The sequence below is a fragment of the Staphylococcus sp. FSL K6-3157 genome, assembly GCF_038005145.1.
Classification (GTDB): domain Bacteria; phylum Bacillota; class Bacilli; order Staphylococcales; family Staphylococcaceae; genus Staphylococcus; species Staphylococcus equorum.
The window spans coordinates 2,085,285-2,110,597 of the sequence record NZ_JBBOSM010000001.1 but is presented as its reverse complement, the minus strand read 5'-3'; the positions used below and the strand labels follow the sequence as shown (position 1 = coordinate 2,110,597).

At 33.8% G+C, this 25,313-nt stretch carries 27 protein-coding genes, 1 tRNA gene and 1 other RNA gene; 22 read left to right on the top strand and 7 right to left on the bottom strand.

What is annotated here, in order from left to right:
* The first annotated feature begins 274 nt into the window (after positions 1–274).
* From rapZ to MHB47_RS10210, 4 genes are all read left to right on the top strand, one after another.
* Entirely contained in the window at positions 275–1,201 is a 927-nt protein-coding gene (rapZ, locus tag MHB47_RS10225; protein WP_002508265.1) for an RNase adapter RapZ, read from the top strand.
* Entirely contained in the window at positions 1,188–2,186 is a 999-nt protein-coding gene (locus tag MHB47_RS10220) for a gluconeogenesis factor YvcK family protein (protein ID WP_021339460.1), read from the top strand. The genes rapZ and MHB47_RS10220 overlap by 14 nt, the downstream gene beginning before the upstream one ends.
* Before the next feature lie 44 nt (positions 2,187–2,230).
* Positions 2,231–3,178 carry a DNA-binding protein WhiA gene (gene whiA / locus MHB47_RS10215; RefSeq protein ID WP_340756519.1) on the top strand — a complete coding sequence of 316 codons (948 nt, stop codon included), beginning with the start codon at positions 2,231–2,233 and terminating at the stop codon, positions 3,176–3,178.
* A gap of 260 nt (positions 3,179–3,438) precedes the next feature.
* Entirely contained in the window at positions 3,439–4,284 is an 846-nt protein-coding gene (locus tag MHB47_RS10210) for a YitT family protein (protein WP_021339461.1), read from the top strand.
* A 211-nt stretch (positions 4,285–4,495) separates the two neighbouring features.
* Here the strand turns inward: MHB47_RS10210 and MHB47_RS10205 are convergent.
* Positions 4,496–4,567, bottom strand: a tRNA-Arg gene (locus MHB47_RS10205).
* 153 nt (positions 4,568–4,720) lie between these two features.
* Here MHB47_RS10205 and clpP point away from each other — a divergent pair.
* Entirely contained in the window at positions 4,721–5,305 is a 585-nt protein-coding gene (gene clpP / locus MHB47_RS10200) for an ATP-dependent Clp endopeptidase proteolytic subunit ClpP (protein ID WP_002508260.1), read from the top strand.
* A 70-nt stretch (positions 5,306–5,375) separates the two neighbouring features.
* Here clpP and MHB47_RS10195 read toward each other — a convergent pair whose 3' ends face one another.
* A complete protein-coding gene (locus tag MHB47_RS10195; protein WP_002508259.1) occupies positions 5,376–6,272 on the bottom strand; it encodes a TIGR01777 family oxidoreductase in 897 nt (298 codons plus the stop codon).
* A gap of 377 nt (positions 6,273–6,649) precedes the next feature.
* Positions 6,650–6,838 (bottom strand): hypothetical protein, encoded by a 189-nt coding sequence (locus MHB47_RS10190; protein ID WP_002512176.1) that lies wholly within the window; start codon positions 6,836–6,838, stop codon positions 6,650–6,652.
* 289 nt (positions 6,839–7,127) lie between these two features.
* On the opposite strand from MHB47_RS10190, the gene MHB47_RS10185 reads away from it, so the two are divergent.
* Entirely contained in the window at positions 7,128–7,772 is a 645-nt protein-coding gene (locus MHB47_RS10185; protein ID WP_340756517.1) for a DUF4887 domain-containing protein, read from the top strand.
* 339 nt (positions 7,773–8,111) lie between these two features.
* On the opposite strand, the gene MHB47_RS10180 is transcribed toward MHB47_RS10185, so the two are convergent.
* Positions 8,112–8,345 (bottom strand): hypothetical protein, encoded by a 234-nt coding sequence (locus MHB47_RS10180; protein WP_002508257.1) that lies wholly within the window; start codon positions 8,343–8,345, stop codon positions 8,112–8,114.
* Positions 8,346–8,724: 379 nt separating this feature from the next.
* On the opposite strand from MHB47_RS10180, the gene MHB47_RS10175 reads away from it, so the two are divergent.
* From MHB47_RS10175 to ssrA, 12 genes are all read left to right on the top strand, one after another.
* Entirely contained in the window at positions 8,725–9,741 is a 1,017-nt protein-coding gene (locus MHB47_RS10175; RefSeq protein WP_021339865.1) for a sugar-binding transcriptional regulator, read from the top strand.
* A gap of 53 nt (positions 9,742–9,794) precedes the next feature.
* The gene (gene gap, locus MHB47_RS10170) at positions 9,795–10,802 is read left to right on the top strand and encodes a type I glyceraldehyde-3-phosphate dehydrogenase (protein WP_002508255.1); all 1,008 of its coding nucleotides are present in this window, start codon (positions 9,795–9,797) and stop codon (positions 10,800–10,802) included.
* Positions 10,803–10,933: 131 nt separating this feature from the next.
* Positions 10,934–12,124 (top strand): phosphoglycerate kinase, encoded by a 1,191-nt coding sequence (locus MHB47_RS10165; RefSeq protein WP_069819102.1) that lies wholly within the window; start codon positions 10,934–10,936, stop codon positions 12,122–12,124.
* A gap of 77 nt (positions 12,125–12,201) precedes the next feature.
* Positions 12,202–12,963: a triose-phosphate isomerase gene (tpiA, locus tag MHB47_RS10160; RefSeq protein ID WP_002508253.1), complete on the top strand. Its 762-nt coding sequence runs from the start codon at positions 12,202–12,204 to the stop codon at positions 12,961–12,963.
* Between the two features lies 1 nt (position 12,964).
* On the top strand, positions 12,965–14,482 hold the full coding sequence (gene gpmI / locus MHB47_RS10155; protein ID WP_069820708.1) for a 2,3-bisphosphoglycerate-independent phosphoglycerate mutase: 1,518 nt from the start codon (positions 12,965–12,967) through the stop codon (positions 14,480–14,482).
* Between the two features lie 192 nt (positions 14,483–14,674).
* Entirely contained in the window at positions 14,675–15,979 is a 1,305-nt protein-coding gene (gene eno, locus MHB47_RS10150; RefSeq protein ID WP_021339867.1) for a surface-displayed alpha-enolase, read from the top strand.
* A gap of 360 nt (positions 15,980–16,339) precedes the next feature.
* Positions 16,340–16,801: a hypothetical protein gene (locus tag MHB47_RS10145; RefSeq protein WP_340756513.1), complete on the top strand. Its 462-nt coding sequence runs from the start codon at positions 16,340–16,342 to the stop codon at positions 16,799–16,801.
* A 68-nt stretch (positions 16,802–16,869) separates the two neighbouring features.
* Positions 16,870–17,103 carry a preprotein translocase subunit SecG gene (secG, locus tag MHB47_RS10140; RefSeq protein WP_002508249.1) on the top strand — a complete coding sequence of 78 codons (234 nt, stop codon included), beginning with the start codon at positions 16,870–16,872 and terminating at the stop codon, positions 17,101–17,103.
* A 118-nt stretch (positions 17,104–17,221) separates the two neighbouring features.
* The gene (locus MHB47_RS10135; RefSeq protein WP_002508248.1) at positions 17,222–17,962 is read left to right on the top strand and encodes an alpha/beta hydrolase; all 741 of its coding nucleotides are present in this window, start codon (positions 17,222–17,224) and stop codon (positions 17,960–17,962) included.
* Between the two features lie 39 nt (positions 17,963–18,001).
* Positions 18,002–20,380: a ribonuclease R gene (rnr, locus tag MHB47_RS10130; protein ID WP_002512179.1), complete on the top strand. Its 2,379-nt coding sequence runs from the start codon at positions 18,002–18,004 to the stop codon at positions 20,378–20,380.
* Positions 20,381–20,402: 22 nt separating this feature from the next.
* Complete coding sequence (gene smpB, locus MHB47_RS10125) at positions 20,403–20,867, top strand: SsrA-binding protein SmpB (RefSeq protein WP_002508246.1); 465 nt, start codon at positions 20,403–20,405, stop codon at positions 20,865–20,867.
* 106 nt (positions 20,868–20,973) lie between these two features.
* Positions 20,974–21,335: a transfer-messenger RNA gene (gene ssrA / locus MHB47_RS10120) on the top strand.
* A gap of 92 nt (positions 21,336–21,427) precedes the next feature.
* On the opposite strand, the gene MHB47_RS10115 is transcribed toward ssrA, so the two are convergent.
* The 3 genes from MHB47_RS10115 to MHB47_RS10105 are packed head-to-tail and all read right to left on the bottom strand — an operon-like array spanning position 21,428 to position 24,185.
* A complete protein-coding gene (locus MHB47_RS10115) occupies positions 21,428–22,225 on the bottom strand; it encodes a hypothetical protein (RefSeq protein ID WP_340756509.1) in 798 nt (265 codons plus the stop codon).
* Positions 22,226–22,235: 10 nt separating this feature from the next.
* The gene (locus MHB47_RS10110; protein ID WP_340756508.1) at positions 22,236–23,342 is read right to left on the bottom strand and encodes a site-specific integrase; all 1,107 of its coding nucleotides are present in this window, start codon (positions 23,340–23,342) and stop codon (positions 22,236–22,238) included.
* Between the two features lie 9 nt (positions 23,343–23,351).
* Positions 23,352–24,185, bottom strand: a complete 834-nt coding sequence (locus MHB47_RS10105; protein ID WP_340756506.1) for a helix-turn-helix transcriptional regulator — start codon at positions 24,183–24,185, stop codon at positions 23,352–23,354.
* Positions 24,186–24,329: 144 nt separating this feature from the next.
* On the opposite strand from MHB47_RS10105, the gene MHB47_RS10100 reads away from it, so the two are divergent.
* The 4 genes from MHB47_RS10100 to MHB47_RS10085 are packed head-to-tail and all read left to right on the top strand — an operon-like array spanning position 24,330 to position 25,300.
* Entirely contained in the window at positions 24,330–24,545 is a 216-nt protein-coding gene (locus MHB47_RS10100) for a helix-turn-helix domain-containing protein (RefSeq protein WP_239232046.1), read from the top strand.
* 12 nt (positions 24,546–24,557) lie between these two features.
* Entirely contained in the window at positions 24,558–24,776 is a 219-nt protein-coding gene (locus tag MHB47_RS10095; protein ID WP_340756502.1) for a helix-turn-helix transcriptional regulator, read from the top strand.
* A 31-nt stretch (positions 24,777–24,807) separates the two neighbouring features.
* Positions 24,808–24,990 carry a hypothetical protein gene (locus tag MHB47_RS10090; protein WP_340756501.1) on the top strand — a complete coding sequence of 61 codons (183 nt, stop codon included), beginning with the start codon at positions 24,808–24,810 and terminating at the stop codon, positions 24,988–24,990.
* A 1-nt stretch (position 24,991) separates the two neighbouring features.
* Positions 24,992–25,300: a hypothetical protein gene (locus MHB47_RS10085; RefSeq protein WP_340756500.1), complete on the top strand. Its 309-nt coding sequence runs from the start codon at positions 24,992–24,994 to the stop codon at positions 25,298–25,300.
* The last annotated feature ends 13 nt before the right edge of the window (positions 25,301–25,313 follow it).

Genomic DNA, 25,313 nt, shown 5'->3' with positions numbered 1-25,313 from the left:
AATTCAGTCATAGCTAGAATGTCATACTTACGATCTATAAGTAAGTTATAACATTCTAGCTTTTTTACATAATGAAACAACTATAGCGTTATAATATTGATAGATAAAACTACTACCTTAGTCGTTTTTCATGTAAAATATAATGTGATAATATTAACTCGTTAGACTTATATTGAGAAAAATGAAAGATATTGTATAAATGCCAATATAAATAAGCTATTAACAGCGTAGAACTAATTTTGCGATTAAAATAATCAATGGATGGTGTAAAGAGATGCAACGAGAAGAAAAAGAAATAGTAAAGAGTGAATTGTTGGTTGTAACTGGTTTGTCAGGCGCTGGAAAATCTGTGGTCATTCAGAGTTTAGAAGACATTGGATATTTCTGTGTAGATAATTTACCACCGATTCTTTTACCAAAATTTGTAGAATTGATGGGTCAAGGAAATCCTTCTTTACAAAAAGTAGCGATTGCTATTGATTTAAGAGGTAAGGAACTATTTAAATCTTTAATTAAAGAAATGGATCAAATTAAGAGTAACTCAGATGTTATTGTTGATTTAATGTTCTTGGAAGCATCGAATGAAAAACTGATTTCTCGTTATAAAGAAACACGTCGTGCACATCCTTTAAATGAAAAAGGTCAACGTTCATTAATTGAAGCTATTGAAGAAGAACGTGAGTTGTTGACTGAAATACAAAGTTTAGCGAATTATACGATTGATACATCGCAAATGACACCGAAAGAATTGCGCAAACGTATGGGAGATTATTTTAATCAAAGTAACTATCAAACATTTAATATTAATGTAATTAGCTTTGGTTTTAAACATGGTATACAAATAGATGCGGATCTTGTATTTGATGTAAGATTTTTACCTAATCCGCACTACGTTGATGAGTTGAGACCATTAACTGGCGAAGATGAAGCAGTATATAAATATGTAATGAAATGGAAAGAAACAAATATTTTTTATGAAAAATTAATGGATTTATTGAAATTTATGATACCAGGATATAAAAAAGAAGGAAAATCTCAACTTGTTATTGCAATAGGTTGTACTGGTGGCCAACATCGTTCTGTCGCACTAGCCAAACGTATCGGAGCAGAACTCAGGGAGAGTTTTGACTATAATGTGTATGTACAACATAGGGATGCACATGTCGAAAGTGGCGTGAAACAAAAAAATGAAAAGAATTAAACTTGTACTTATAGGTGGAGGTACGGGTTTATCCGTTTTAGCACGTGGTTTAAAGGGTTATCCGATCGATATTACGACGATTGTCACAGTAGCTGATGATGGTGGTAGTACGGGTAAAATACGAAGCGAAATGGATATACCTGCTCCAGGAGATATACGAAACGTTATTTCGGCATTAAGTGAAACAGAATCAACAATAGAACAATTGTTTCAATATCGTTTTAAAGAAAACCAAGTCGAAGGTCATTCTTTGGGTAATCTACTCATTGCTGCATTAACCAACATCAATAACGATTTCGGACATGCAGTGAAAGAACTAAGTCAAATTTTAAATATTAGAGGGCGTGTTATTCCTTCTACCAATACGAGTGTACGTTTAAATGCGGTGATGGAAGATGGAGAAATTGTATATGGTGAATCTAATATTCCAAAAAAGAATAAAAAGATTAAACGTGTATTTTTAGAACCAGAAGATGTTGAGCCAATGGAAGAAGCAGTTGAAGCAATAGAAGAGGCAGATTTAATCGTATTAGGCCCTGGCTCACTTTATACGAGTGTGATTTCTAATCTATGCGTGAAGGGTATTTCTAATGCACTGTTAGGTGGAGACGTTCCTAAATTATATGTTTCAAATGTTATGACACAACCAGGTGAAACAAATAGTTACACTGCAATCGATCATGTGAACGCAATACATGATCATGTTGGTCAGAACTTTATCAATTATTCTATCTGTAGCACCCAATCATTTACTGAAGATGTGTTAAAGCGCTATAGGGAAGATGGAGCATCACCAGTGAAATGTAATATGGATCATATGGAAGAACAAAATATTAAAGTATTTACACATCCTAATTTAGTAGAAGTTTCTGAAGAATACTACGTGCGTCATAATACTGAAGTATTATCTAAAATGATTTATGAAATAGCTATGAGAGAAACTGACACGATTGAATTTACGCGTGAGAAAGAAAATGATAAATAATAACTAAGTGATTTCATTTAGTTAAAGAAGGGACTGATTAATCTATGAGCTTTGCATCCGAGATGAAAAATGAACTGACTAGAATAGAAGTAGATGAAGAGAATGCAAAAGCAGAGCTCAGTGCGCTTATTCGTATGAATGGTGCACTCAGTCTTTCCAACCAACAATTTGTTATTAACGTACAAACCGAAAATGCTACTACGGCAAGACGTATATATTCGTTAATTAAAAAAGTATTTAATGTTGAAGTGGAACTACTTGTGAGAAAGAAAATGAAATTAAAAAAGAACAATATTTATATCTGTCGTATTAAAGTACGTGCCAGAGAAATATTGGATGAATTAGGTATTTTAAAAAGTGGTGTCTTCACGCACGAAATTGATGAAGCATTGATTCATGATGATGAAATGAGAAGAAGTTATTTACGTGGTGCTTTTCTTGCTGGTGGCTCTGTAAACAATCCAGAAACATCATCTTATCATTTAGAAATATTTTCATTATATGAAGATCATTCTGAAGGTATAACGCAGTTAATGAATAAATATGAATTGAATGCAAAGCACCTCGAACGAAAAAAAGGTAGTATTGCCTATTTAAAAGAAGCGGAAAAAATTTCTGATTTCTTAAGTTTAATTGGGGGATATCAAGCACTTTTGAAATTTGAGGATGTCCGTATCGTACGTGATATGAGAAACTCTGTTAACAGATTGGTGAATTGTGAAACTGCTAATTTGAATAAAACAGTAAGCGCTGCTATGAAACATGTAGAAAGTATTCGTTTAATTGACCAAGAAATTGGTCTGGATAATTTACCTGAAAGATTACGTGAAATTGCAAAACTCAGAGTAGATCACCAAGAAGTGTCTCTTAAAGAATTAGGAGAAATGATGACTTCTGGCAATATATCTAAATCTGGTGTGAATCATCGATTAAGAAAGTTGAATGAAATGGCGGATAAATTGAGAACTGGCGAACCAATTGAACTGAAATAATATACTTTACAGTTTTATATTTTACCTTGGACTCTTCAATTCTGCCTTCGAGAAATATTAGTGGCATTATTAAAAATAAATCTAGTCATACGTGAATTAGTTATGCTAGTATTATTATAAAATAATTGTATAATTTAATTTTGATTATTAACGCCTCTATAAAGAGGTGTTTTTTTATATAATTAATACAATTTGTGATGCGTAATAGCAATAGAATTTTGCTTAAACCCTATTGTTGTTGGATTCGAAGGAGTGAGTTAATGTCAAAACTGTTTAATAAGCATTCTAAAAATATTATTCTTTGTATAATAGGTACGTTTATTAACGCAATAGGTGTCAATTGTTTTTTACTTGGATCTAACTTAGGAGACGGGGGCACTGTCGGTATATCTTTAGCACTATTATATTCATTTGGATTGTCGCCGGCTTGGACATCATTAATTATCAATACACTCGTTGTATTAATTGGTTGGAAATTTTTGAGTAAAACAACTGCAGTCTATACAGTTATAGCAAATACGTCACTTTCACTGTTCTTACATTTAACTGAAAATATAAATCTTGGTGTGGATAATTTCGTGATTAATGCTGTGTTTGGTGGGGCTATTATCGGTATTGGTGGAGGTTTAGTTATTGCGACAGGTAGTACACTTGGAGGCACATCAGTTATAGCTAAGATAATTAATAAATACTCAGAAATTAAAACATCGCAAGGCATCTTTGTGTTGGATGCACTCGTCGTTCTATCTTTTTTGATGGTACTTCCTTTACAAAATGTGTTATTTACAATCATTATGCTATTTGTGACCGAAAGAGCGACATCGTTTATCATAGAAGGATTTAATCCTAAAAAAGCAGTTACGATTATATCAAGTAAAAGTGAAACAATTAGCGATAAAATTAATGCTTTTACAGGAAGAGGCTCTACGATATTAACTGGTAAGGGTGGCTATGCTAAGAGTGAGACGCATATGCTATACGTGGTAGTGCCACAGTCTCAAGTGACGAGAGTGAAAAAGCTTGTTAACGAAGAAGATGAAAACGCCTTTTTAGTAATCCATGATGTGAGAGATGTTTTAGGTAGTACTTTTATAAATGTAAAATAAATTTATAAAAGTATTGATTTAAAAAAGAGAAACAATTGTCTTGCATAGATTTTTAGCATATTATAGACTACATAGATTACTAGATATATTGAAAAAGGGTATATGGTAAAAGTGGTTAATGAGTTGAGTGTTTTTAAAATAAAAAATAAAACCCGATACCATAGATATATAACGTATGGCATCGGGTGAGGTTTAGAAAATCTTATTCAAGTCCCCTCGAAGGGAATCGAACCCCCATTTTAAGAACCGGAATCTTACGTGTTATCCATTACACTACGAGGGGTTAAAAAACACGCTAATACAAGTGTACAAATCTTAGAAGTAACGGTCAATAAGAATAATGTAAGTTTCGTGAAATTTCGAGCTTTAATTTTTGACCATATTTGACTTTTGAGTTAAAATAAATTTATCAATTAGAAATGAGGAGGCAATATTAATGAATTTAATACCTACAGTAATTGAAACAACAAACCGTGGGGAACGTGCATATGACATTTACTCACGTTTATTAAAAGACCGTATTATTATGTTAGGTTCACAAATCGATGATAATGTAGCAAACTCTATTGTTTCACAATTATTATTCCTACAAGCACAAGATGCTGAAAAAGATATCTATCTTTATATCAATTCGCCAGGCGGAAGTGTGACGGCTGGATTTGCAATTTATGATACAATTCAACACATTAAACCAGATGTACAAACAATCTGTATTGGTATGGCTGCCTCAATGGGTTCATTCCTACTTGCAGCAGGAGCAAAAGGTAAACGTTTTGCTTTACCAAATGCTGAAGTAATGATTCACCAACCACTTGGTGGTGCGCAAGGTCAAGCAACAGAAATTGAAATTGCTGCGAATCATATTCTTAAGACACGTGCCAAATTAAACCAAATTTTAGCAGAGCGTACTGGTCAGTCAATTGAAAAAATTGAAAAAGATACAGATCGTGATAATTTCTTATCAGCTGAAGAAGCTAAAGAATACGGTCTAGTTGACCAAGTTATGGTTCCTGAAGCATAACGCTAAAATTAATATAAAAGCTTAAGAAAAAAAGACAAGCCACATCATGTGGCTTGTCTTTTTTTTATCATTATTCTACTAAATCTTCTAAAGCTATTTTTAAATCTGGATATTTAAATTTAAAGTCTATAGCCTGTAATTTATTTGGTATTACTTTTTGTGTGTCCAATACAACTGTAGACATTTGGCCTAAAGCTAATCTTAAGGCTAATGCAGGTACCCAAGTGAAATGGGGACGATGTGTGACGCGTGCCAATGTATAGCCAAATAAATTTTGATGTTCAACAATAGGCGCTGTAAAGTTGAAAACGCCATGTGCATTTCCGTTGTTAATTGTATAGAGTATGGCTCTTGTTAAATCATCCAAATGAATCCAAGAATACCATTGTCTACCTGAACCGAGTTTACCACCAAGGTAAAATTCATATGGTAGTTTCATCAAAGGTAAGGCGCCTCCATCTTCTGCTAGGATCATGCCAAATCTACCAATCACAACACGTGTGCCTAATGATTCAAACTGACGTGCGCGACGTTCCCATTGGTAAACTACTTCTGATAAGAAATCAAAAGGGAGCGATTTATATAATTCTGTATAAGTTCGATCGTAATCTGGCTTGTAATAACCAACTGCACTCGCATTAAAGAATACTGAAGGTTTTTGTTTGCGGTTTTTAAACAAGTCGAATAATGCTTGCGTAGACTGTAAGCGGCTCAACATAATTGCTTGTTTATGTTCTTTTGTCCAACGTTTCATTAAGCTTGCACCTGCAAGATTAATAACGATGTCAATATCAGGAATTTGAGATTCCCAATTCGTTTTAGACCAATTAACGTATGTTATTTTTGGGTGTGAAGTTGATTTGTCTTGTCTAGTAAGAATTGTTATATGCGCGTCACTTTGCTTGATAGCTTCAACGAGTTGGGTACCAACCATACCTGTGCCACCTGTTATTAAATAGTGTTTCATTATATCACCTCATAAAATAGTAATGCTTTAGACTGTAATGATTAAAAAACGACTCAAGCTAAATTTTTCTGACATAATTCTTTCGAAAATTGTTCAAGAATATGTCATTTAGTCATCTTAAGAAGTATTTAAAATAATATTGGATACCGTTATAATAAGGGTACCTTCGATATTAATTAATCATCTCTTAATTATTTCGAGTATACCCCATAATATACTAACGAAGGTAAAATTTTGACTCCCTTTAGTAGTGGCCTATGCGATTATCGTATAGGCCTATATTTATATGCTAACGTAATTAAAGATTTATAACTATCTTTTTATTTATAAATTGCTTATATAAACGTATCCTTAATAAATTTTTTAATGCTTTACTATTAGATGAAAAGAAATATTAGACTGAAAATAACTAATAGAAGGAAAATAATAAAACTAAAGAAAAGATTACGTTTTTTGGAAGTAGGCTTTGGTTCATAGTTGTCATTTTCAACCATCATCTGACGAAGGCCTTTTTTGTTAGGGTGACCCTGCTGCTCAAAATCATTTAATAAATCATGTTTATTCATATTTAGCTCACATCCTGTTATGATAATAGTGAAACATGTAAAGTAAAAATTGAAATTAAATAAAAGTATTGAAAATATAGTTTGATTTAGATTAATATTATACTAAATCATAAAATGTTAAAGCATAGTTGCATTTTACAACAGATATGACATCAAGATAACAGCCATATTAAAAAATAGTTAATCGGTTTGATTAGTATAAAAAATAGTGTAAAATATACATTTGTTAATGAAAGTACATTTAGAATAAATATAAAAGTTATGATATAAATTGAAGTGAGGGGAGCTTATGCCAAAGCATAATCAAAATAACAAGAAAATGAGCAGTTTTGCAAAAATTGTGAGTGCGATTATTGTCTTGTTATTAGTAGGTGGATTAGTTTTTGCCATTTTTGCCTTTGTAGATCATTCGAAACAAGCCGACGAACGTTTAGCTGATCAAAAGCAAGAAGAAAAAGATAAGAAAAAAGAAAAGACTAAAGAAGAAAAAGATAAGAAAAAAGAGAAATCAACAGAAGAGTCACAAGAAACGCAACAAACCCAACAACAAACTCAGCAAGTTCCAACTACGCAACAAACACAGCAGACACAACAAACTCAACAACAAACACAACAACCTGCAACAGCTGAACGTACAACAGAAGAAGAAAAAGACTCTCCTGAGAAAACAAAAGAAGCAACAACTGAAGAGCGCTCTACCGAAGAGCAAACTACAGAGGAACGTACTACAGAGGAACGTACTACCGAAGAACGCACGACTGAAGAGCGTACAACAGAGGAAAAAACACCTGAGCCATCTACAGAAGAAAAAACTTCAGAACCTTCAACTGAAGAGCAAACACCTGAACCTTCAACAGAAGAAAGAAGTAGTCAAGCTGACACACAAGAAAGATCAACACAAAATAGTAACTCGAATTCATCAGAAGAAGATTAACATTGTTCATAACGGTTTAGTAAATATAGTTGTATAAGCTATATAAAAGAAGCACTCGTTCTCACGGGTGCTTCTTTTATATTGTCAACAAAGACTACGACTTTGCTGGCGTTTTTCTACACTATTTCTGCAGTCATAGCCTTAGTCTATAGTATTCAGCTAGGATTTTTCTTGAAGGAGTCAGACCAAAGCGTTGTCATTTTTTAAACTAATCAATCATTCATCATTAGTAATTAGTTGACCCCTTATAAAGACAAACGCAGAATTTATTTTAATGAACTTGAAGCGCAGGGTGCTTATAATTTCAAAAAAATAAAAGCTAATGTGAATCAGATTGAATTAAAATAGGAAGTTTAATAAGAAAGTAAGGAGCGATGACAAGAGTATTAAGGTAATGCAACCACTCAAACAACCGAATGGGCCACAACCACAACCGATATTTTTTGTATAATTATATGATTGGTGTTGGTGTGTACCAGCGTACGGTTTTTGACTATGCTTATTAAAATGATCTGGGTCCTTATATCGTTGGTCATCCGGATCGATAACCTCTGGTTGATCTTTTTGTGACATAGTTTTTCCTCCAAAATAGTATTATAAAACTATTTTAATGATAATAGGACAACCATTCAATCATTCACGCTTGTAAAAGCATAAGAATGTGAATAATATGTGTTTATATTATAATATGTACTATTAAAAAATAATAAGTATGAATGATTAATTGATGTTTTTAACGGGTATTAAATTATTGTAGGTAGTTACAAAAGTAACAAAATTTTTAATGGTCAATAGTTAATAATTAATAGATAGGTATTTCTCTTGCAATTTTAAAAATATAGTAGTAGTATTGCTGTTATAAGAGGTTATATTTTTTTGTCCCACCAGGGACGTAAAAAGTCAATCTATGGTTAGAACTTGACCCTTTAAATGGAAATGGAGGTGGATAGTAGTGAAGGACTTGATAAAAATTCAACAAAAGTTAGTTCCAGAAATTGTTGAAAAGATGTATCGTCGTTTTTCAATACTCACTACTATCTCCAAGCATCAACCCGTAGGTAGACGAAGTTTAAGTGAATACATGGATTTGACTGAACGTGTACTGCGTTCAGAAACAGATATATTGAAGAAACAAGAACTTATCAAAGTTAAACCAACAGGTATGGAAATAACTGAAGCAGGTGAAACAACGATTCGTCAATTGAATAGCTATTTCAATATTTATTCAGACGATCATCATCTTGCGCAGGTTATTAAAGAGCAGTACAACATCAAAGAGGTTTACGTCATACCTGGCGATTCAGATGCTGATAAAACAGTTAAGATTGAGTTGTCACGTCAGGCGGGACAACTTGTAGAAGATGTTCTTTACGAACATGCAATAGTTTCTGTGACTGGTGGTTCAACGATGGCATATGTCAGCGAAGCCATGCACAAGCAACCGTACAACGTATTATTCGTACCTGCACGTGGAGGACTTGGTGAAAATGTTGTATATCAAGCGAATACGATTGCTGCAAGTATGGCGCAGCAAACGAACGGTGATTATACAACACTATATGTACCAGATAATGTAAGTGAGACAACATATAATACGCTTATGTTAGAACCATCAGTTATCCATTCACTTGAGAAAATTAAGGAATCCAATATTACGATCCATGGCATTGGTGATGCGCTGAAGATGGCGCGAAGACGTCAATCACCTAGTGAAGTTATAGAGAAACTTCAACATCACAATGCCTCGGGAGAAGCATTTGGATATTATTTCGATGATCAAGGTGACATTGTCCATAAAGTGAAAACGATTGGACTACAATTAGAAGATCTTGAGTCGAAGAAGTTTATCTTTGCCGTAGCTGGGGGTAAATCAAAAGGAGAAGCTATTAAAGCTTACCTTTCAATTGCACCCAATAACACTGTATTAATCACAGACGAAGCTGCGGCAAGAGTAATCGCAAAACAATAGTAATAAAAGGTGAAATACACTTTTTAAATATCATTTTAAAGGAGGCCATTATAATGGCAGTTAAAGTAGCAATTAATGGTTTTGGTAGAATTGGACGTTTAGCATTTAGAAGAATTCAAGACGTAGAAGGTATTGACGTAGTAGCAGTTAACGATTTAACAGATGACGAAATGTTAGCTCATTTATTAAAATATGACACTACACAAGGTCGCTTCACAGGAGAAGTTGAAGTAGAAAAAGACGGATTCCGTGTAAATGGACAAGAAGTTAAATCATTCTCAGAACCTGAACCAAGTAAATTACCTTGGAAAGACTTAGACATCGATGTTGTTTTAGAATGTACTGGTTTCTTCGCTGATAAAGAAAAAGCAGAAGCTCACATTGACGCTGGCGCTAAAAAAGTATTAATCTCTGCACCAGCAACAGGCGACTTAAAAACAATCGTTTATAACACTAACCACAGTGAATTAGATGGTTCAGAAACAGTTGTTTCAGGTGCTTCATGTACTACTAACTCATTAGCTCCAGTAGCTAAAGTTTTAAATGACGACTTCGGCTTAGTTGAAGGTTTCATGACTACTATTCACGCATATACTGGTGACCAAAGTACTCAAGATGCTCCACACAGAAAAGGCGACAAACGCCGTGCACGTGCAGCTGCTGAAAACATCATCCCTAACTCAACAGGTGCTGCTAAAGCAATTGGTTTAGTAATCCCTGAAATCGATGGTAAATTAGACGGTGGCGCTCAACGTGTTCCAGTTGCTACTGGTTCATTAACTGAACTTACAGTTGTATTAGAAAAAGACGTAAGCGTTGAAGATGTTAATGCAGCAATGAAAAATGCTTCAGACGAATCATTTGGTTACACTGAAGACGAAATCGTTTCTTCTGACGTAATCGGTATGACTTACGGTTCATTATTCGATGCAACACAAACTCGTGTTATGACAGTTGGAGATCACCAATTAGTTAAAATAGCTGCTTGGTATGATAACGAAATGTCTTACACTTCACAATTAGTTCGTACTTTAGAATATTTAGCTGACCAATCTAAATAATTCGGATTAAAAAATTAATTTAACAAGCTTAAATGTTGTTAAATTTAAACAATAAGCTTAGGAGTAAGCGGGGAGCACATCGCTTCTCCGCTTATTTTACTTTATTGTTCCATTCAGAGGAGGAAGCTTATATGGCTAAAAAAATTGTAACTGACATAGAATTAAAAGGTAAAACTGTACTTGTACGTGCAGATTTTAACGTACCAATGAAAGACGGCGAAATCACTGATGATAACCGTATCGTTCAAGCATTACCAACAATAAAACATATTATTGAGCAAGGTGGAAAAGTAGTATTATTCTCTCACCTAGGTAAAGTTAAAGAAGAAAGTGATAAAGCAGAATTAACTTTAAAACCAGTGGCTACAGCATTAACAGAAAAATTAGGTAAAGATGTTGTGTTTGTACCTGAAACACGCGGCGAAAAACTAGAAGAATCTGTTAAAGCACTTAACGAAGGTGATGTACTTTTAGTTGAAAATACACGTTATGAAGACGTTGATGGTAAAAAAGAATCTAAAAATGATTCTGACTTAGGCAAATACTGGGCTTCACTTGGCGATGTATTCGTAAATGATGCTTTCGGTACAGCTCACCGTGAGCACGCGTCTAACGTTGGTATCGCATCTAATTTAGAAACAGTTGCAGGATTCTTAATGGAAAAAGAAATTAAATATATCGGCGGCGTAGTTGAAAACCCTGATAAACCTGTAGTTGCAATTTTAGGTGGCGCTAAAGTTTCTGACAAAATTGGTGTCATCACGAACTTATTGAAAATTGCTGACAAAGTACTTATCGGTGGCGGAATGTCGTACACATTCTTCAAAGCGCAAGGTAAAGAAATTGGCTTATCATTATTAGAAGAAGATAAAGTTGACTTTGCTAAAGAATTATTAGACCGTGCTGGCGATCAAATTGTATTACCAGTAGATTGTAAAATTGCTAAAGAATTCTCAAATGACGCTGAAATCACAGAAGTATCTATTGATGATATCCCAGCTGATCAAGAAGCAATGGATGTTGGTCCGAAAACAGTAGAATTATTTAAAGAACAATTACAAGGTGCGCATACAGTTATATGGAACGGACCAATGGGTGTATTTGAATTAAGTAACTTTGCTAAAGGTACGATTGGTATTTGTGAAGCAATCGCTGAATTAAAAGATGCTAACACAATTATCGGTGGCGGCGATTCAGCTGCAGCAGCAATTTCATTAGGATATGCAGATGACTTCAGTCACATTTCAACTGGTGGCGGCGCTTCATTAGAATACCTTGAAGGTAAAGAGCTACCGGGCGTTATCGCAATTGCTAACAAATAATTGCACGACTAAATATGCAAGACATGATTATAGCGTTTAAAATATTAATCATAAATTACTAATAGGAGTGTTATATAATGAGAAAACCAATTATCGCAGGTAACTGGAAAATGAATAAAACAGTTCAAGAAGCTAAAGATTTCGTTAATGCATTACCAACATTACCAGATACTAAAGAAGTAGAATCTGTAATTTGTGCACCAGCAATTCAATTAGACGCATTAGTTACTTTAGTAAATGATGGTAAAGCACAAGGATTACAAATCGGTGCTCAAAATGCTTACTTCGAAGATAATGGCGCATTTACTGGTGAAACTTCTCCAGCTGCATTAGCAGACCTTGGTGTTAAATATGTTGTTATTGGACATTCAGAACGTCGTGAAATCTTCAAAGAAACTGACGAAGACATTAACAAAAAAGCACATGCTGTATTTAACCATGGCATGACACCAATCATTTGTGTTGGCGAAACTGATGAAGAACGCGAAAGTGGAAAAGCAAACGAAGTTGTAGGCAACCAAGTGAAAAAAGCAGTAGAAGGTTTATCTGAAGAGCAATTACAACAAGTAGTTATTGCTTATGAACCAATCTGGGCTATCGGTACTGGTAAATCATCAACTTCTGAAGATGCTAACGAAATGTGTGCATTTGTAAGAGAAACAGTTGCTGAGTTATCTAGTCAAACAGTAGCAGATGCAACTCGTATTCAATATGGTGGTAGTGTTAAACCTAACAACATTAAAGAATACATGGCTCAATCAGACATCGATGGCGCATTAGTAGGCGGCGCATCACTTAAAGTGGATGATTTTGTACAATTGTTAGAAGGTGCAAAATAATATGGCGAAACAACCAACTGCATTAATTATTTTAGATGGTTTTGCAAACAGAGAAACAGAACATGGTAATGCTGTAAAACTAGCTAATAAGCCTAATTTCGACCGTTACTACAGTAAATATCCAACAACGCAAATCGAAGCAAGTGGTTTAGATGTTGGTCTTCCTGAAGGTCAAATGGGTAATTCAGAAGTTGGTCATATGAATATTGGTGCTGGACGTGTAGTTTATCAAAGTTTAACGCGTATCAATAAATCTATCGAAGACGGTGATTTCTTTGATAATGAAGTATTAAACAACGCAATTCAACACGTTAAAGACAATAATTCAGCGCTACATCTCTTTGGCTTATTATCTGATGGTGGTGTTCATAGTCATTATAAACACTTATTCGCATTATTAGAATTAGCTAAAAAGCAAGGTGTTGAGAAAGTCTATGTTCACGCATTCTTAGATGGACGTGACGTAGATCAAAAATCATCACTAAAATATATCGAAGAAACGCAAGCTAAATTCGATGAACTTGGCATTGGCCAATTTGCATCTGTTTCAGGACGTTATTACGCAATGGATCGTGATAAACGTTGGGATAGAGAAGAAAAAGCTTATAATGCAATCCGTAATTTTAAAGGTGAAACTTTTGAATCAGCTAAAGCTGGTGTCGAAGCTAACTACGAGAAAGATTTAACAGACGAGTTTGTTGAACCATTTATCGTAAAAGATCAAAATGACGGTGTGAATGATGGCGACGCAGTTGTTTTTTATAACTTCCGTCCAGATAGAGCAGGACAACTTTCTGAAATATTTACAGACAAAGCTTTCGAAGGTTTCAAAGTTGAACAAATTGACGATTTATTTTATGCAACATTTACAAAATATAACGACAATGTGAAAGCAGAAATCGTTTTTGAAAAAGTTGATTTAACAAATACTATCGGTGAAGTTGTTCAAAACAATGGTTTAAAACAATTGCGTATTGCAGAAACAGAAAAATTCCCACATGTCACTTATTTCATGAGTGGTGGACGTAATGCTGAATTTGAAGGTGAACGTCGTCGTCTAATCGACTCACCAAAAGTTGCAACTTACGACCTTAAACCAGAAATGAGTGCATACGAAGTTAAAGATGCATTAATTGAAGAATTAAATAAAGGTGACTTAGATTTAATCTTATTAAACTTTGCTAACCCTGACATGGTTGGACATAGTGGTATGCTTGAACCAACGATTAAAGCAATAGAAGCTGTAGACGAATGTCTAGGCGAAGTGGTTGATAAGATTACAGAAATGGGTGGTCATGCTATCGTCACTGCAGATCATGGTAACTCAGACATGGTATTAACAGATGATGATAAACCTATGACTACACATACGACGAATCCAGTTCCAGTTATCGTTACTAAAGAAGGCGTAACATTGCGTGAAACGGGTCGTCTAGGTGACTTAGCACCAACATTATTAGATTTACTCAATGTAAACCAACCAGAAGATATGACTGGTGAATCATTAATCAATCATTAATTTAATGAATTAAAATTTAGAGTGAAAATTGGTGCTATAAATTAAGATAGAAGGCTTTCTTATTCTGATAATTTATAGCATCTATAAACAACACAAGAGAATTAAATTACTTTGTATTTATAGTATTTAAAGCTATAATGAAGATGAAATTTAATATTTCTAAACTACTTATTTATAAAGGAGATTATAAACATGCCAATTATTACAGATGTTTACGCTCGCGAAGTCTTAGACTCACGCGGTAACCCAACAGTTGAAGTAGAAGTATTAACTGAGAGTGGCGCTTTTGGTCGCGCATTAGTTCCATCAGGTGCCTCTACTGGTGAACACGAAGCAGTAGAATTACGTGACGGTGATAAAGACCGTTACTTAGGTAAAGGTGTTATTAAAGCAGTTGAAAATGTAAACGAAATTATTGCACCAGAATTAGTTGAAGGTGAATTTTCAGTTCTAGAACAAGTATCTATCGACAAAATGATGATCCAATTAGATGGTACTGAAAACAAAGGTAAATTAGGCGCTAACGCTATTCTTGGTGTATCACTAGCAGTAGCTCGTGCAGCAGCTGATTTATTAGGCCAACCACTTTACAAATATTTAGGTGGATTCAACGGTACACAATTACCAGTACCAATGATGAACATTGTTAATGGTGGTTCTCACTCTGATGCACCAATCGCATTCCAAGAGTTCATGGTATTACCAGTTGGAGCAGAAACATTTAAAGAATCATTACGTTGGGGCGCAGAAATTTTCCACAACTTAAAATCAATCCTTAAAAACCGTGGTTTAGAAACATCAGTTGGTGACGAAGGTGGATTCGCTCCTAAATTCGAAGGCACTGAAGACGCAGTAGAAACTATTTTAGAAGCAATTAAAGCAGTTGGTTTAGAACCAGGTAAAGATGTATTCTTAGGCTTTGACTGTGCATCTTCTGAGTTCTTTGAAGATGGCGTTTATAACTACGCTAAATTCGAAGGCGAAAATGGTAAAAAACGTAATGCTGAAGAACAAGTTGACTTCTTAGAAGAATTAGTTAACAAATATCCAATCATCTCTATTGAAGACGGTATGGACGAAAACGACTGGGACGGTTGGAAAGTATTAACTGAACGTATCGGTGATCGTGTACAATTAGTAGGTGACGATTTATTCGTTACAAATACTGTTAAATTAGAAGAAGGTATCGAAAAAGGTATCGGTAACTCAATCCTAATTAAAGTTAACCAAATCGGTACTTTAACTGAAACATTTGAAGCTATTGAAATGGCTCAAAAAGCTGGTTACACAGCAGTTATTTCTCACCGTTCAGGTGAAACAGAAGATACTTCAATTTCTGATATCGCTGTTGCAACAAATGCTGGTCAAATCAAAACAGGTTCATTATCAAGAACAGACCGTATTGCTAAATACAACCAATTATTACGTATTGAAGATGAATTATACGAAACTGCTAAGTTTGACGGACTTAAATCTTTCTATAACTTATCTAAATAATACCGCTTAAAAATTAAAGAGTTCACGTGCTAACACGCAAGTCATTTATGACTTGCGTGTTTTTTAAAGTCCTACTTTTTCAATGAAATTGAGATTAGTAGGACTTATGCAATAGCTTTAGCTATTGTAATCCTCCAGAAGCCCACTTGAGTGGTGCGAAGTTAATGAATACGTCTACTTAAACGGAAGTATGAAGGTAGATGAAATGCTAAACGAACAAGATTTATAGTACTTCCTAACAATATGACTATATAAATTATGTCACATAATTTATATAGTAAGACTTGCTTAAATTGTTCATCTTTCACTATGAAACTGATATAATTAAAGATGTAAATCATAGAAGGAGCCTTAATTTATATGGATGTAAAACCTAAATCAAGAGAAACAAAAACGGCTCATCTGATTGCTTATAGTTCATTAATCATCGCTATTCTTTATGCAATACATTTATTTGTTGTTTTAGATGATAGTGTAATTAAACAATTACTTTTAAATAGTGAACAAAAGCCATCGGAAAATGCTGTTGGAACAATTAAAAATAGTTTTCAATTTACAGGCGTAATGTACATATTTGCTAACTTAGCAGGTATCATCGCCATCTGGAATAGACATACTTATTTATGGTGGTTTATGTTTGCTGTATTCCTCTCACAAATCTTGTATAATGTAGTTAATATCGGTCCAGTATATGGAGCAATATTAGATGTTAAAGCAGGAATTAATTTAATTCCATTAACGGTTGTATTGATTATGTCATTTGTATTAGCGATTTATATGTTAGCTGTTTCTATTAAACGTAAGAGTACGTTCAATAGATAGTAGTTTGCTAAAGAAGACGAACGTGTGGTATAATGCGATTCGTATATAATGAATGGAGGACAATTTTCATGCATACAGTAGTAATGATTATTTTAGTTTTAGTATGTATTGCATTAGTAACTGTTGTATTACTCCAAGAAGGTAAAAGTAATGGACTATCAGGTGCGATAAGTGGTGGCGCCGAACAGTTATTTGGTAAACAAAAGCAACGCGGTGTCGATTTATTCTTGCATAGATTAACAATTATATTGTCTGTCATTTTCTTCTTGTTAATGTTAGGCATAAGTTATTTTGGTTTATAAGGTCCGACAATGTTAAAGTCGGGCTTTTTTATTTATAATAGATATGTTGTACGCTAAAAAGAAATTTATAAAAATTAATTAACTCGAAATCAAGCATAAGCGAAAGGGTTGAATCACGATGCAAATCAAACTTCCAAAGCCATTCTTTTTTGAAGAAGGCAACCGAGCTGTGTTATTATTACATGGTTTCACTGGGAATTCATCAGATGTAAGACAATTAGGCCGATTCTTACAGAAAAAAGGGTACACATCTTATGCGCCTCACTATGAGGGACATGCTGCACCCCCTGAAGAAATATTAAAATCCAGTCCTTTTGTATGGTTTAAAGAAGCATTAGACGGTTACGACTTTTTAGTCGAAAAAGGATACGATGAAATTGTAGTCGCTGGTTTGTCACTTGGTGGCTGCTATGCATTAAAATTAAGCTTAAACAGAGATGTAAAGGGTATTATAACTATGTGTTCACCTATGTACATTAAGACAGAAGGGTCTATGTTTGATGGTGTGCTAGAATATGCCCGCAATTTTAAAAAGTATGAAGGTAAAGATGAAACCACAATTAATAAAGAAATGGACGTTTTTCAACCTTCAGAAACTTTAAAAGAGCTTCAAGGACAAATCCAAGATGTAAGAGATCATGTGGATGAAGTAATGGATCCATTATTGGTCGTTCAAGCAGAACAAGACCAAATGATCAATACAGATTCTGCAAACATTATATACAATGAGAGCGAATCTGATGAGAAAGATATTAAATGGTATGCGAATTCCGGACATGTCATTACAATTGATAAAGAAAAAGAATTAGTATTTGAAGATGTATACCAATTTTTAGAATCATTAGATTGGTCTGAATAAAAATTATAGAATTATTTAAAAAAAGAAAGGAGGGGCATAATGAATTTAAAACCAGCCATTGAAGAAATTATTAAACAACCAGATTATGAACCCATGTCTGTATCTGATTTTCAAGACGCATTAGGTTTAAATAGTGCCGACTCATTTAGAGACTTAATTAAGGTGCTTGTTGAATTAGAACAAACAGGTTTAATTCAACGTACAAAAACAGATAGATATCAACGCAAGGAATCTAACAAATCCCAACAATCAAAATTGGTGAAGGGTAAACTAAGCCAGAATAAAAAAGGCTTTGCATTCTTACGTCCAGAAGAAGGTGAAATGGATGATATCTTTATTCCACCTACAAAAATTAATAGAGCCATGGACGGTGACACGGTCCTAGTAGAAGTACAAAATTCAAAAGGTGAACATAAAGGTAAGCTAGAAGGCGAAGTGAAATCGATAGAAACGCATTCAGTCACACAAGTGGTTGGTACGTTTAGCGAAGCACGCCATTTCGGTTTTGTATTACCAGATGATAAACGTATTATGCAAGACATCTTTATCGCTAAAGGACATAACTTAGGTGCTGTAGACGGCCATAAAGTACTTGTACAGATCACGAAGTACGCAGATGGTACAAATAATCCAGAAGGACAAGTTTCGGCTATATTAGGCCATAAAAACGATCCTGGGGTAGATATATTATCAATCATCTATCAACATGGCATTGAAATTGAATTTCCAGACAATGTTTTAGCAGAAGCTGAAGCAGTGCCGGATGAAATTGAACCATCACAAATTGAAGGTCGTCGCGATTTACGTGATGAACTTACAATTACAATTGATGGCGCGGATGCAAAAGATTTAGATGATGCAATTGGTATTAAAAAGCTAAGCAATGGTCATACGCAATTGACAGTCAGTATCGCTGACGTTAGTTATTATGTCACTGAAGGATCAGCCTTAGATGAAGAAGCATATAGTCGAGCTACAAGTGTCTATTTAGTTGACCGTGTGATTCCTATGATTCCACACCGCTTAAGTAACGGTATTTGTTCTTTAAATCCAGACGTTGATCGCTTAACATTAAGCTGTCGCATGGAATTTAATGAACGTGGAGAAGTCGTTAAGCATGAGATTTTTGATAGTGTGATACATTCAAATTATCGTATGACATATGATGAAGTGAATGAAATCATTACAGATCAAAATGCAGACACACGTGAAAAATTCAGTGAAGTCACGCCAATGTTAGACTTAGCACAAGATCTATCACAACGCTTAGTTAACATGAGAAGACGTCGTGGAGAAATCGACTTCGATATTAGTGAAGCAAAAGTAATCGTTAATGAAGAAGGAATCCCAACAGATGTAGAATTAAGAAAACGTGGAGAAGGAGAACGCTTAATCGAGTCATTTATGCTTGCAGCAAATGAAACGATTGCAGAACACTTCGATCACTTAGAAGTACCATTCATATATCGTGTTCACGAACAACCTAAATCAGAACGTTTACGCAAGTTCTTTGATTTTATTACGAATTTTGGACTAATGATTCAAGGTACAGGAGAAGAAATCCATCCTTCAACATTACAAAAGATTCAACAAGAAGTTGAAGGTCAACCAGAACAAATGGTTATCTCAACAATGATGTTACGTTCAATGCAACAAGCACGTTATGATGATGTAAATTTAGGACACTTTGGCTTATCAGCTGAATACTATACACATTTCACGTCACCAATACGTAGATATCCTGATTTAATCGTACATAGATTAATACGTAAATATATTGTAGAACAATCTATGAACAATAAAGAGAAGTCAAAATGGGAAGCACTGTTACCAGAAATTGCTGATCATACATCTCAAAGAGAACGTAGAGCGATTGAAGCAGAACGTGATACAGATGAACTTAAAAAATCAGAATATATGGTACAACATGTTGGCGAAGAATTCGAAGGTATTATAAGTTCAGTTGCTAATTTTGGTATGTTTGTGGAATTACCAAATACGATTGAAGGCATGGTACACGTTTCGAATATGACAGACGATTTTTACCATTTCGATGAACGTCAAATGGCAATGATTGGTGAACGTCAGGCTAAAGTGTTCCGTATAGGCGACCCAGTTCAAATTAAAGTCATCAACGTGGACGTAGATGAGCGCATGATCGATTTCCAAATCGTTGGTATGCCATTACCTAAAAATGAACGCAGTCAAAGACCTTCACGTGGTAAGACAATCCAAGCTAATCCTCGTGGCCAATCATCAGATAAGTCTAAAGGTGACAGCAAAGGTAAAACGAAACACAAACAACGTCGAGGTAAAAATCAACGTAACAACGATAAATCAAATAGTGGTAATACAAAACACAAACCGTTTTATAAAGATAAAAATGTGAAGAATAAAGCACGTAAGAAGAAAAAATAACTCAACAAAGAGGTGAAACTCAATGCCAAAGAAAAAATCACCAGGAACACTAGCTGAAAATCGTAAAGCCAGACATGATTACGTCATTGAAGATACGATTGAAGCGGGCATTGTGTTACAAGGGACTGAGATTAAGTCAATTCGTCGTGGCAGTGCCAATCTTAAAGATAGTTATGCGCAAGTTAATCGCGGTGAAATGTATCTTAATAATATGCATATTGCTCCGTACGAAGAAGGTAATCGCTTTAACCATGATCCTCGCCGTTCGCGTAAACTTTTATTGCACAAACGTCAAATTGAAAAATTAGGTGAGCGTACGAGAGAAGTAGGTTATTCGATTGTGCCATTGAAACTCTATTTAAAACATGGACACTGTAAAGTATTGCTAGGTGTTGCACGTGGTAAGAAAAATTACGATAAGCGACAAGCATTGAAAGATAAAGCAGTAAAACGTGACATGGATAGAGCGATGAAAGACCGTTATTAAGCGGATATATTGCCAAAGACCCTAATCTTTGGTAATATAATATGTGCTTTCTAAAAAGCTGAGCGATAAGCGTGAAGTGGACAGGAAGTGCATTTTATACTATTTAGGGGGCGTTTTTGGATTCGACAGGGGTACCATGAGCAGGTTAAGCGTGTCGGAGGGTTGTCTCCGTCACTAACACACACAGTTATAATAACTGGCAAAGAAAACAATAATTTCGCAGTAGCTGCGTAATAGCACTCTGCATCGCCTAACGGCATCTCCTATGTGCCGTTAACCGCGATTCAACCTTTAGTAGGATACGCTAGGCACTGCCGTTTGAAGTCTGCCTAGAAGAGATTAATCAAACTAGCATAATGATGGCCGTCTATCACTTACCATTATGCGAAACTCAATGATAGACTACACACGTAGAAAGATCTGTATCAGGACCTCTGGACGCGGGTTCGAATCCCGCCGTCTCCATCCTTGAGCCTTTAACCTTAGTGGTTAAAGGCTTTTTATTTTTGGGTGCACAGATAGTGCACAGAAAATGCACATATAGAAAAATGATTGGTTATTTATTTCCTATTATTTTTTATATGTTTAATATTTGTAATAAGAAAATATACATTAAAGATGAATATAAAAATAGTGGTACCAACTGTAAATAATTGTAAAGTTTGAGAAGAATTATTTATTAAGTTACTTATTGTTGCTAAAGATATAAATGTAAAGATATTTAATATTAAAATAGCCAAGCATATAATAAATAAAGTAACAAAAGGTCTTTTTTTGAATTTAGGAGTTAAATTTTTGTATATATTAAATAGTTCATTGTTCTCTTCGTAATAATAATGTAATTGGTGTTTTTCTAGTTCAGAAAGTTTGATGAAAATTCTTTTGCTATTATATAGTTTATCAAGTGTGCAAATATAATATTCATTCTGTTTTTGTAAAAGAATTAATTTTTCACAAGTAATACCAATTTTAAAAGAGTCCTCTTTTGTTAGATAATAATATTTTTCTCGCGTATTGCTTAATGAAGCATAAACTGCAGTACAAACTAAAGTAATCATAAAATTAACAATCATACAAGTGAATATTAAAAGTAAAGTTTGTGTTGTATTTTGAAATATTTGGTTTAAATTAAATTCTTTTAGGTTATCCGACATATCAGTCAAAATAATAATTTCTATCATAAAAACGAGGAAAATAAGTAATAGAACACCGAAAATTTTATTAGTCGCAAAAAATTTATTTTTTTCTGTCAGTTTTATAATTATATCTTGAGAGAGTGATGTTATAACTAAAGAAACACCTCCAATAATTGAAATTACTATTGAAAATATTAATATTATTATTTCGTAGGTTTCCATAAAGTCTCCTTTATAAGTATTTAATTATTTCTTTCTGTGTACTAGGGTACAAATGACCATATCGTGATGTAACTTCTTCTGTAGATGAATGACCTAATCGTTGCGCTATTATCATAGGACTAGCGCCATGATTCACAAGCATAGACGCGTGACTGTGACGTAGCTCATGGATAACGATACGTGGGAAAGTTTCACCATCTGGCAAGGTATCATCTAATACCTTTAATGTACCAGTGAACCATCTATCAATCGTAGATTCACTTAGTGCCTTAAAGAAAGTACCAAACAATACATAATTATCTTTAAAAATGTTATTCTCTTTATACCAAGTTAAATAATTTCGTAAGTCGTCCATCATGTGAGTAGGTAAGTATATATCACGTGTGGCTGCTTTCGTCTTAGGGGCTGTCACTTCACCGTGATAGTCCGTTTTGTTTATATGGAGATAATCATCGTCAAAATTGATATCTTCCCATGTGAGTGCTCTAATCTCGCCTTTACGTGCGCCACTATAGAATAATAGCTTGAAAAATAACTTCTGTTGTATATTGGGCAAGGCTTCATAAAATTGATTGAATTGTTCTAATGTCCAATAGTTTAAACGCTTTTTAGTCTCAATTTCAAAGTTACCTACTAATGATGCAACGTTACGCCCTAGATCATGATACTTCATAGCATGGTTCAATAAAGATACTAAGAATACATGCATCTTCTTTAAATAGTCCCCTGAATGACCTTCTTTTAATTTCTGTGTTTGAAACTTCATTATCATTTTTGTATCAATATTGAATACGTCCATTGACTTAAAGAATGGTAATAAATGATTGTTGGTATGTGTCTTTAACGCTTTAACACTTGATGATTTGCGTCTAGCTGTATACCAATCAACATATTCCTCTACTAGCTTATCAAAGGGCAATTTATTAATCTGTCCTATGCCTTCTATTTCGTCCATATAAGCGTTACAAGATTTTACAGCTTCTTTACGCTGCTTAAACCCTTTACGAGTTATAAACTGACGAGTATTCGTCTTATCATAGTATGTGATACGGAAATAATATGTACCACGTTTAGCATCTTTATATATATTGTGGGATATCTTTAAGTCGTGTTGCATGGGATTCACCTACTTTTGTTCGGATAAATATCGGTTTAATTCATTTATTGAAGTAATTCTAACAAGACGTTGTATTTTTATAGCATCTTGTTTTTCTACAGCTTTTTTAATTTCTTCGTGATATTCAGTTACATCAAATATTTCTCTATTTTTATCAATATTCGCTAAACGGTTTACAAAATCAAATGTACTATTAATATTTTTGTTTAGTAAATCAAATATTAAGTCATACTCCGCAGAATCATTTATCAATTCGTCCATTTCTCTTTTAGTTTTTAACATCTGTTTTGTTGAAATTACACTACTTTGAAAATTTGCAACAAGCGACATTAAACTTCTTTGATCTTCTTCATCTAACTTCAAAGGTTTACCGTAAGTATTGCCATCATCGTCAATTAATACTTCATCTTCTTCATATCCTAAATATATATTGAAATCTTCTTGTTCTACTAACCACATTAAATTCATGTACGGTTTATCTAAGAAAACTACAGAGTTATCCTTCTTATTTACACGATAACGCATTTCAGAAATAACGGAAGCATCAAATTTATTACTTTCTTTAAAACTCCTATTTAATTCCGTTATATATTTTTTAAATTCTTCTTTGGCCTCATTATTATCATATCCAGCAGATTCCAATAGTTGAGTATAAATATTTTCTTCACCTTCAGGATCAAATGCATAAGCTATTTTTATTAACGTCTTTTTAGTTGGTTTTTCTACCTTACCACTTTCAATAGTTGATATATAAGAACGTGAAATATCAACTTTATTTGCTAATTCTTGTTTATTTAAACCTCTTGATTCTCTTAATTCTTTTAATAAATCCTTTAATAACAAGGTTTATCACTCCTTTTTAATTCTTAATATTAATTTTAACACAAGTTACGCTTGCACCGTAAGTAAAAGTAGTGTATATTTAGGTTAAGTTAGTTACGCAACTTACGTAATTAACGTAAATTAGTTAATTGGGTGGTGAAAAAAATGAGTGTTGCTATCAAAAGAATGGCATTTAAATTTTCAATAGTCAAAAAAGGGTGGAATGCTAAACAATTAGCAGAACATGTACCTATGGATTACGTTTACTTAAATAAAATTATTAATGGTAAAGCAAATCCTTCTGATTTAATGGCTATAAAAATTTCGAATGCACTTGAAGTTGATGTGTCAGAAATATTTGAAATAAAAGAAAAAGTATAAGGAGGGAACAAAATGACAAACTTAGCATATCCAATGTTATACATTGCAAGACGTGAGAAAGGTGATACGCAGAAAGCAATTGCAAAGAAACTTAGCATTTCAGCTCAACGTTATCAGTTAAAAGAATCAGGTAAAGCGAATTTCACACTGCCAGAAGCAAAAATTTTATCTGAATTATATGAAATGCCTATCGATGATTTATTCAGTAATTCAATAACAGTAGGATCATAACGGACATTATGAAATTTTAAGGAGAGATAATATGAAATTATTTAATAGTTTAATTGTAGGAAGCGCAGTAACGTCATTTATAACTGGATATATCACAAATGATGTGTTTAATAGTATAGCTTTATATACGCCGTTAGCAGCTATATCATGGGCAATATCAGAATGCTTTAATGAAAGAAAAATAAAAAAACAATTATTAAAGGAGAGTAAATAATATGAATTATTCAGAAAAAGTAGAAGAAAGTGTTGAATTTGCAGATTTAAGAAACAAGGTACAATCTATAATCGATTATGTGAGTACAGAAACAACCGAGTTACAAGATGATAGAGAATTTGCAATGCAAAGCAATCAACCAATCGTACACCAAATGATTAATAACAACATTAAGCAAAATTATGTAATTGAAAGTACATTACTAGCGATTAGAAGAGACATCGAGAACATGCATGATGATATTCAAGCTAATATTAAGCAAGAAAAAAGCGCATCTGTAATGTCGGCAAACGGAACAGATAACGCTTAAGAATTTAAAGTTT

Coding starts and splice junctions, on each gene's coding strand:
- rapZ (WP_002508265.1), top strand. CDS start 275: ATGCAACGAGAAGAAAAAGAAATAGTAAAGAGTGAATTGTTGGTTGTA.
- MHB47_RS10220 (WP_021339460.1), top strand. CDS start 1,188: ATGAAAAGAATTAAACTTGTACTTATAGGTGGAGGTACGGGTTTATCC.
- whiA (WP_340756519.1), top strand. CDS start 2,231: ATGAGCTTTGCATCCGAGATGAAAAATGAACTGACTAGAATAGAAGTA.
- MHB47_RS10210 (WP_021339461.1), top strand. CDS start 3,439: ATGTCAAAACTGTTTAATAAGCATTCTAAAAATATTATTCTTTGTATA.
- clpP (WP_002508260.1), top strand. CDS start 4,721: ATGAATTTAATACCTACAGTAATTGAAACAACAAACCGTGGGGAACGT.
- MHB47_RS10195 (WP_002508259.1), bottom strand. CDS start 6,272: ATGAAACACTATTTAATAACAGGTGGCACAGGTATGGTTGGTACCCAA.
- MHB47_RS10190 (WP_002512176.1), bottom strand. CDS start 6,838: ATGAATAAACATGATTTATTAAATGATTTTGAGCAGCAGGGTCACCCT.
- MHB47_RS10185 (WP_340756517.1), top strand. CDS start 7,128: ATGCCAAAGCATAATCAAAATAACAAGAAAATGAGCAGTTTTGCAAAA.
- MHB47_RS10180 (WP_002508257.1), bottom strand. CDS start 8,345: ATGTCACAAAAAGATCAACCAGAGGTTATCGATCCGGATGACCAACGA.
- gap (WP_002508255.1), top strand. CDS start 9,795: ATGGCAGTTAAAGTAGCAATTAATGGTTTTGGTAGAATTGGACGTTTA.
- MHB47_RS10165 (WP_069819102.1), top strand. CDS start 10,934: ATGGCTAAAAAAATTGTAACTGACATAGAATTAAAAGGTAAAACTGTA.
- tpiA (WP_002508253.1), top strand. CDS start 12,202: ATGAGAAAACCAATTATCGCAGGTAACTGGAAAATGAATAAAACAGTT.
- gpmI (WP_069820708.1), top strand. CDS start 12,965: ATGGCGAAACAACCAACTGCATTAATTATTTTAGATGGTTTTGCAAAC.
- eno (WP_021339867.1), top strand. CDS start 14,675: ATGCCAATTATTACAGATGTTTACGCTCGCGAAGTCTTAGACTCACGC.
- MHB47_RS10145 (WP_340756513.1), top strand. CDS start 16,340: ATGGATGTAAAACCTAAATCAAGAGAAACAAAAACGGCTCATCTGATT.
- secG (WP_002508249.1), top strand. CDS start 16,870: ATGCATACAGTAGTAATGATTATTTTAGTTTTAGTATGTATTGCATTA.
- MHB47_RS10135 (WP_002508248.1), top strand. CDS start 17,222: ATGCAAATCAAACTTCCAAAGCCATTCTTTTTTGAAGAAGGCAACCGA.
- rnr (WP_002512179.1), top strand. CDS start 18,002: ATGAATTTAAAACCAGCCATTGAAGAAATTATTAAACAACCAGATTAT.
- smpB (WP_002508246.1), top strand. CDS start 20,403: ATGCCAAAGAAAAAATCACCAGGAACACTAGCTGAAAATCGTAAAGCC.
- MHB47_RS10115 (WP_340756509.1), bottom strand. CDS start 22,225: ATGGAAACCTACGAAATAATAATATTAATATTTTCAATAGTAATTTCA.
- MHB47_RS10110 (WP_340756508.1), bottom strand. CDS start 23,342: ATGCAACACGACTTAAAGATATCCCACAATATATATAAAGATGCTAAA.
- MHB47_RS10100 (WP_239232046.1), top strand. CDS start 24,330: ATGAGTGTTGCTATCAAAAGAATGGCATTTAAATTTTCAATAGTCAAA.
- MHB47_RS10095 (WP_340756502.1), top strand. CDS start 24,558: ATGACAAACTTAGCATATCCAATGTTATACATTGCAAGACGTGAGAAA.
- MHB47_RS10090 (WP_340756501.1), top strand. CDS start 24,808: ATGAAATTATTTAATAGTTTAATTGTAGGAAGCGCAGTAACGTCATTT.
- MHB47_RS10085 (WP_340756500.1), top strand. CDS start 24,992: ATGAATTATTCAGAAAAAGTAGAAGAAAGTGTTGAATTTGCAGATTTA.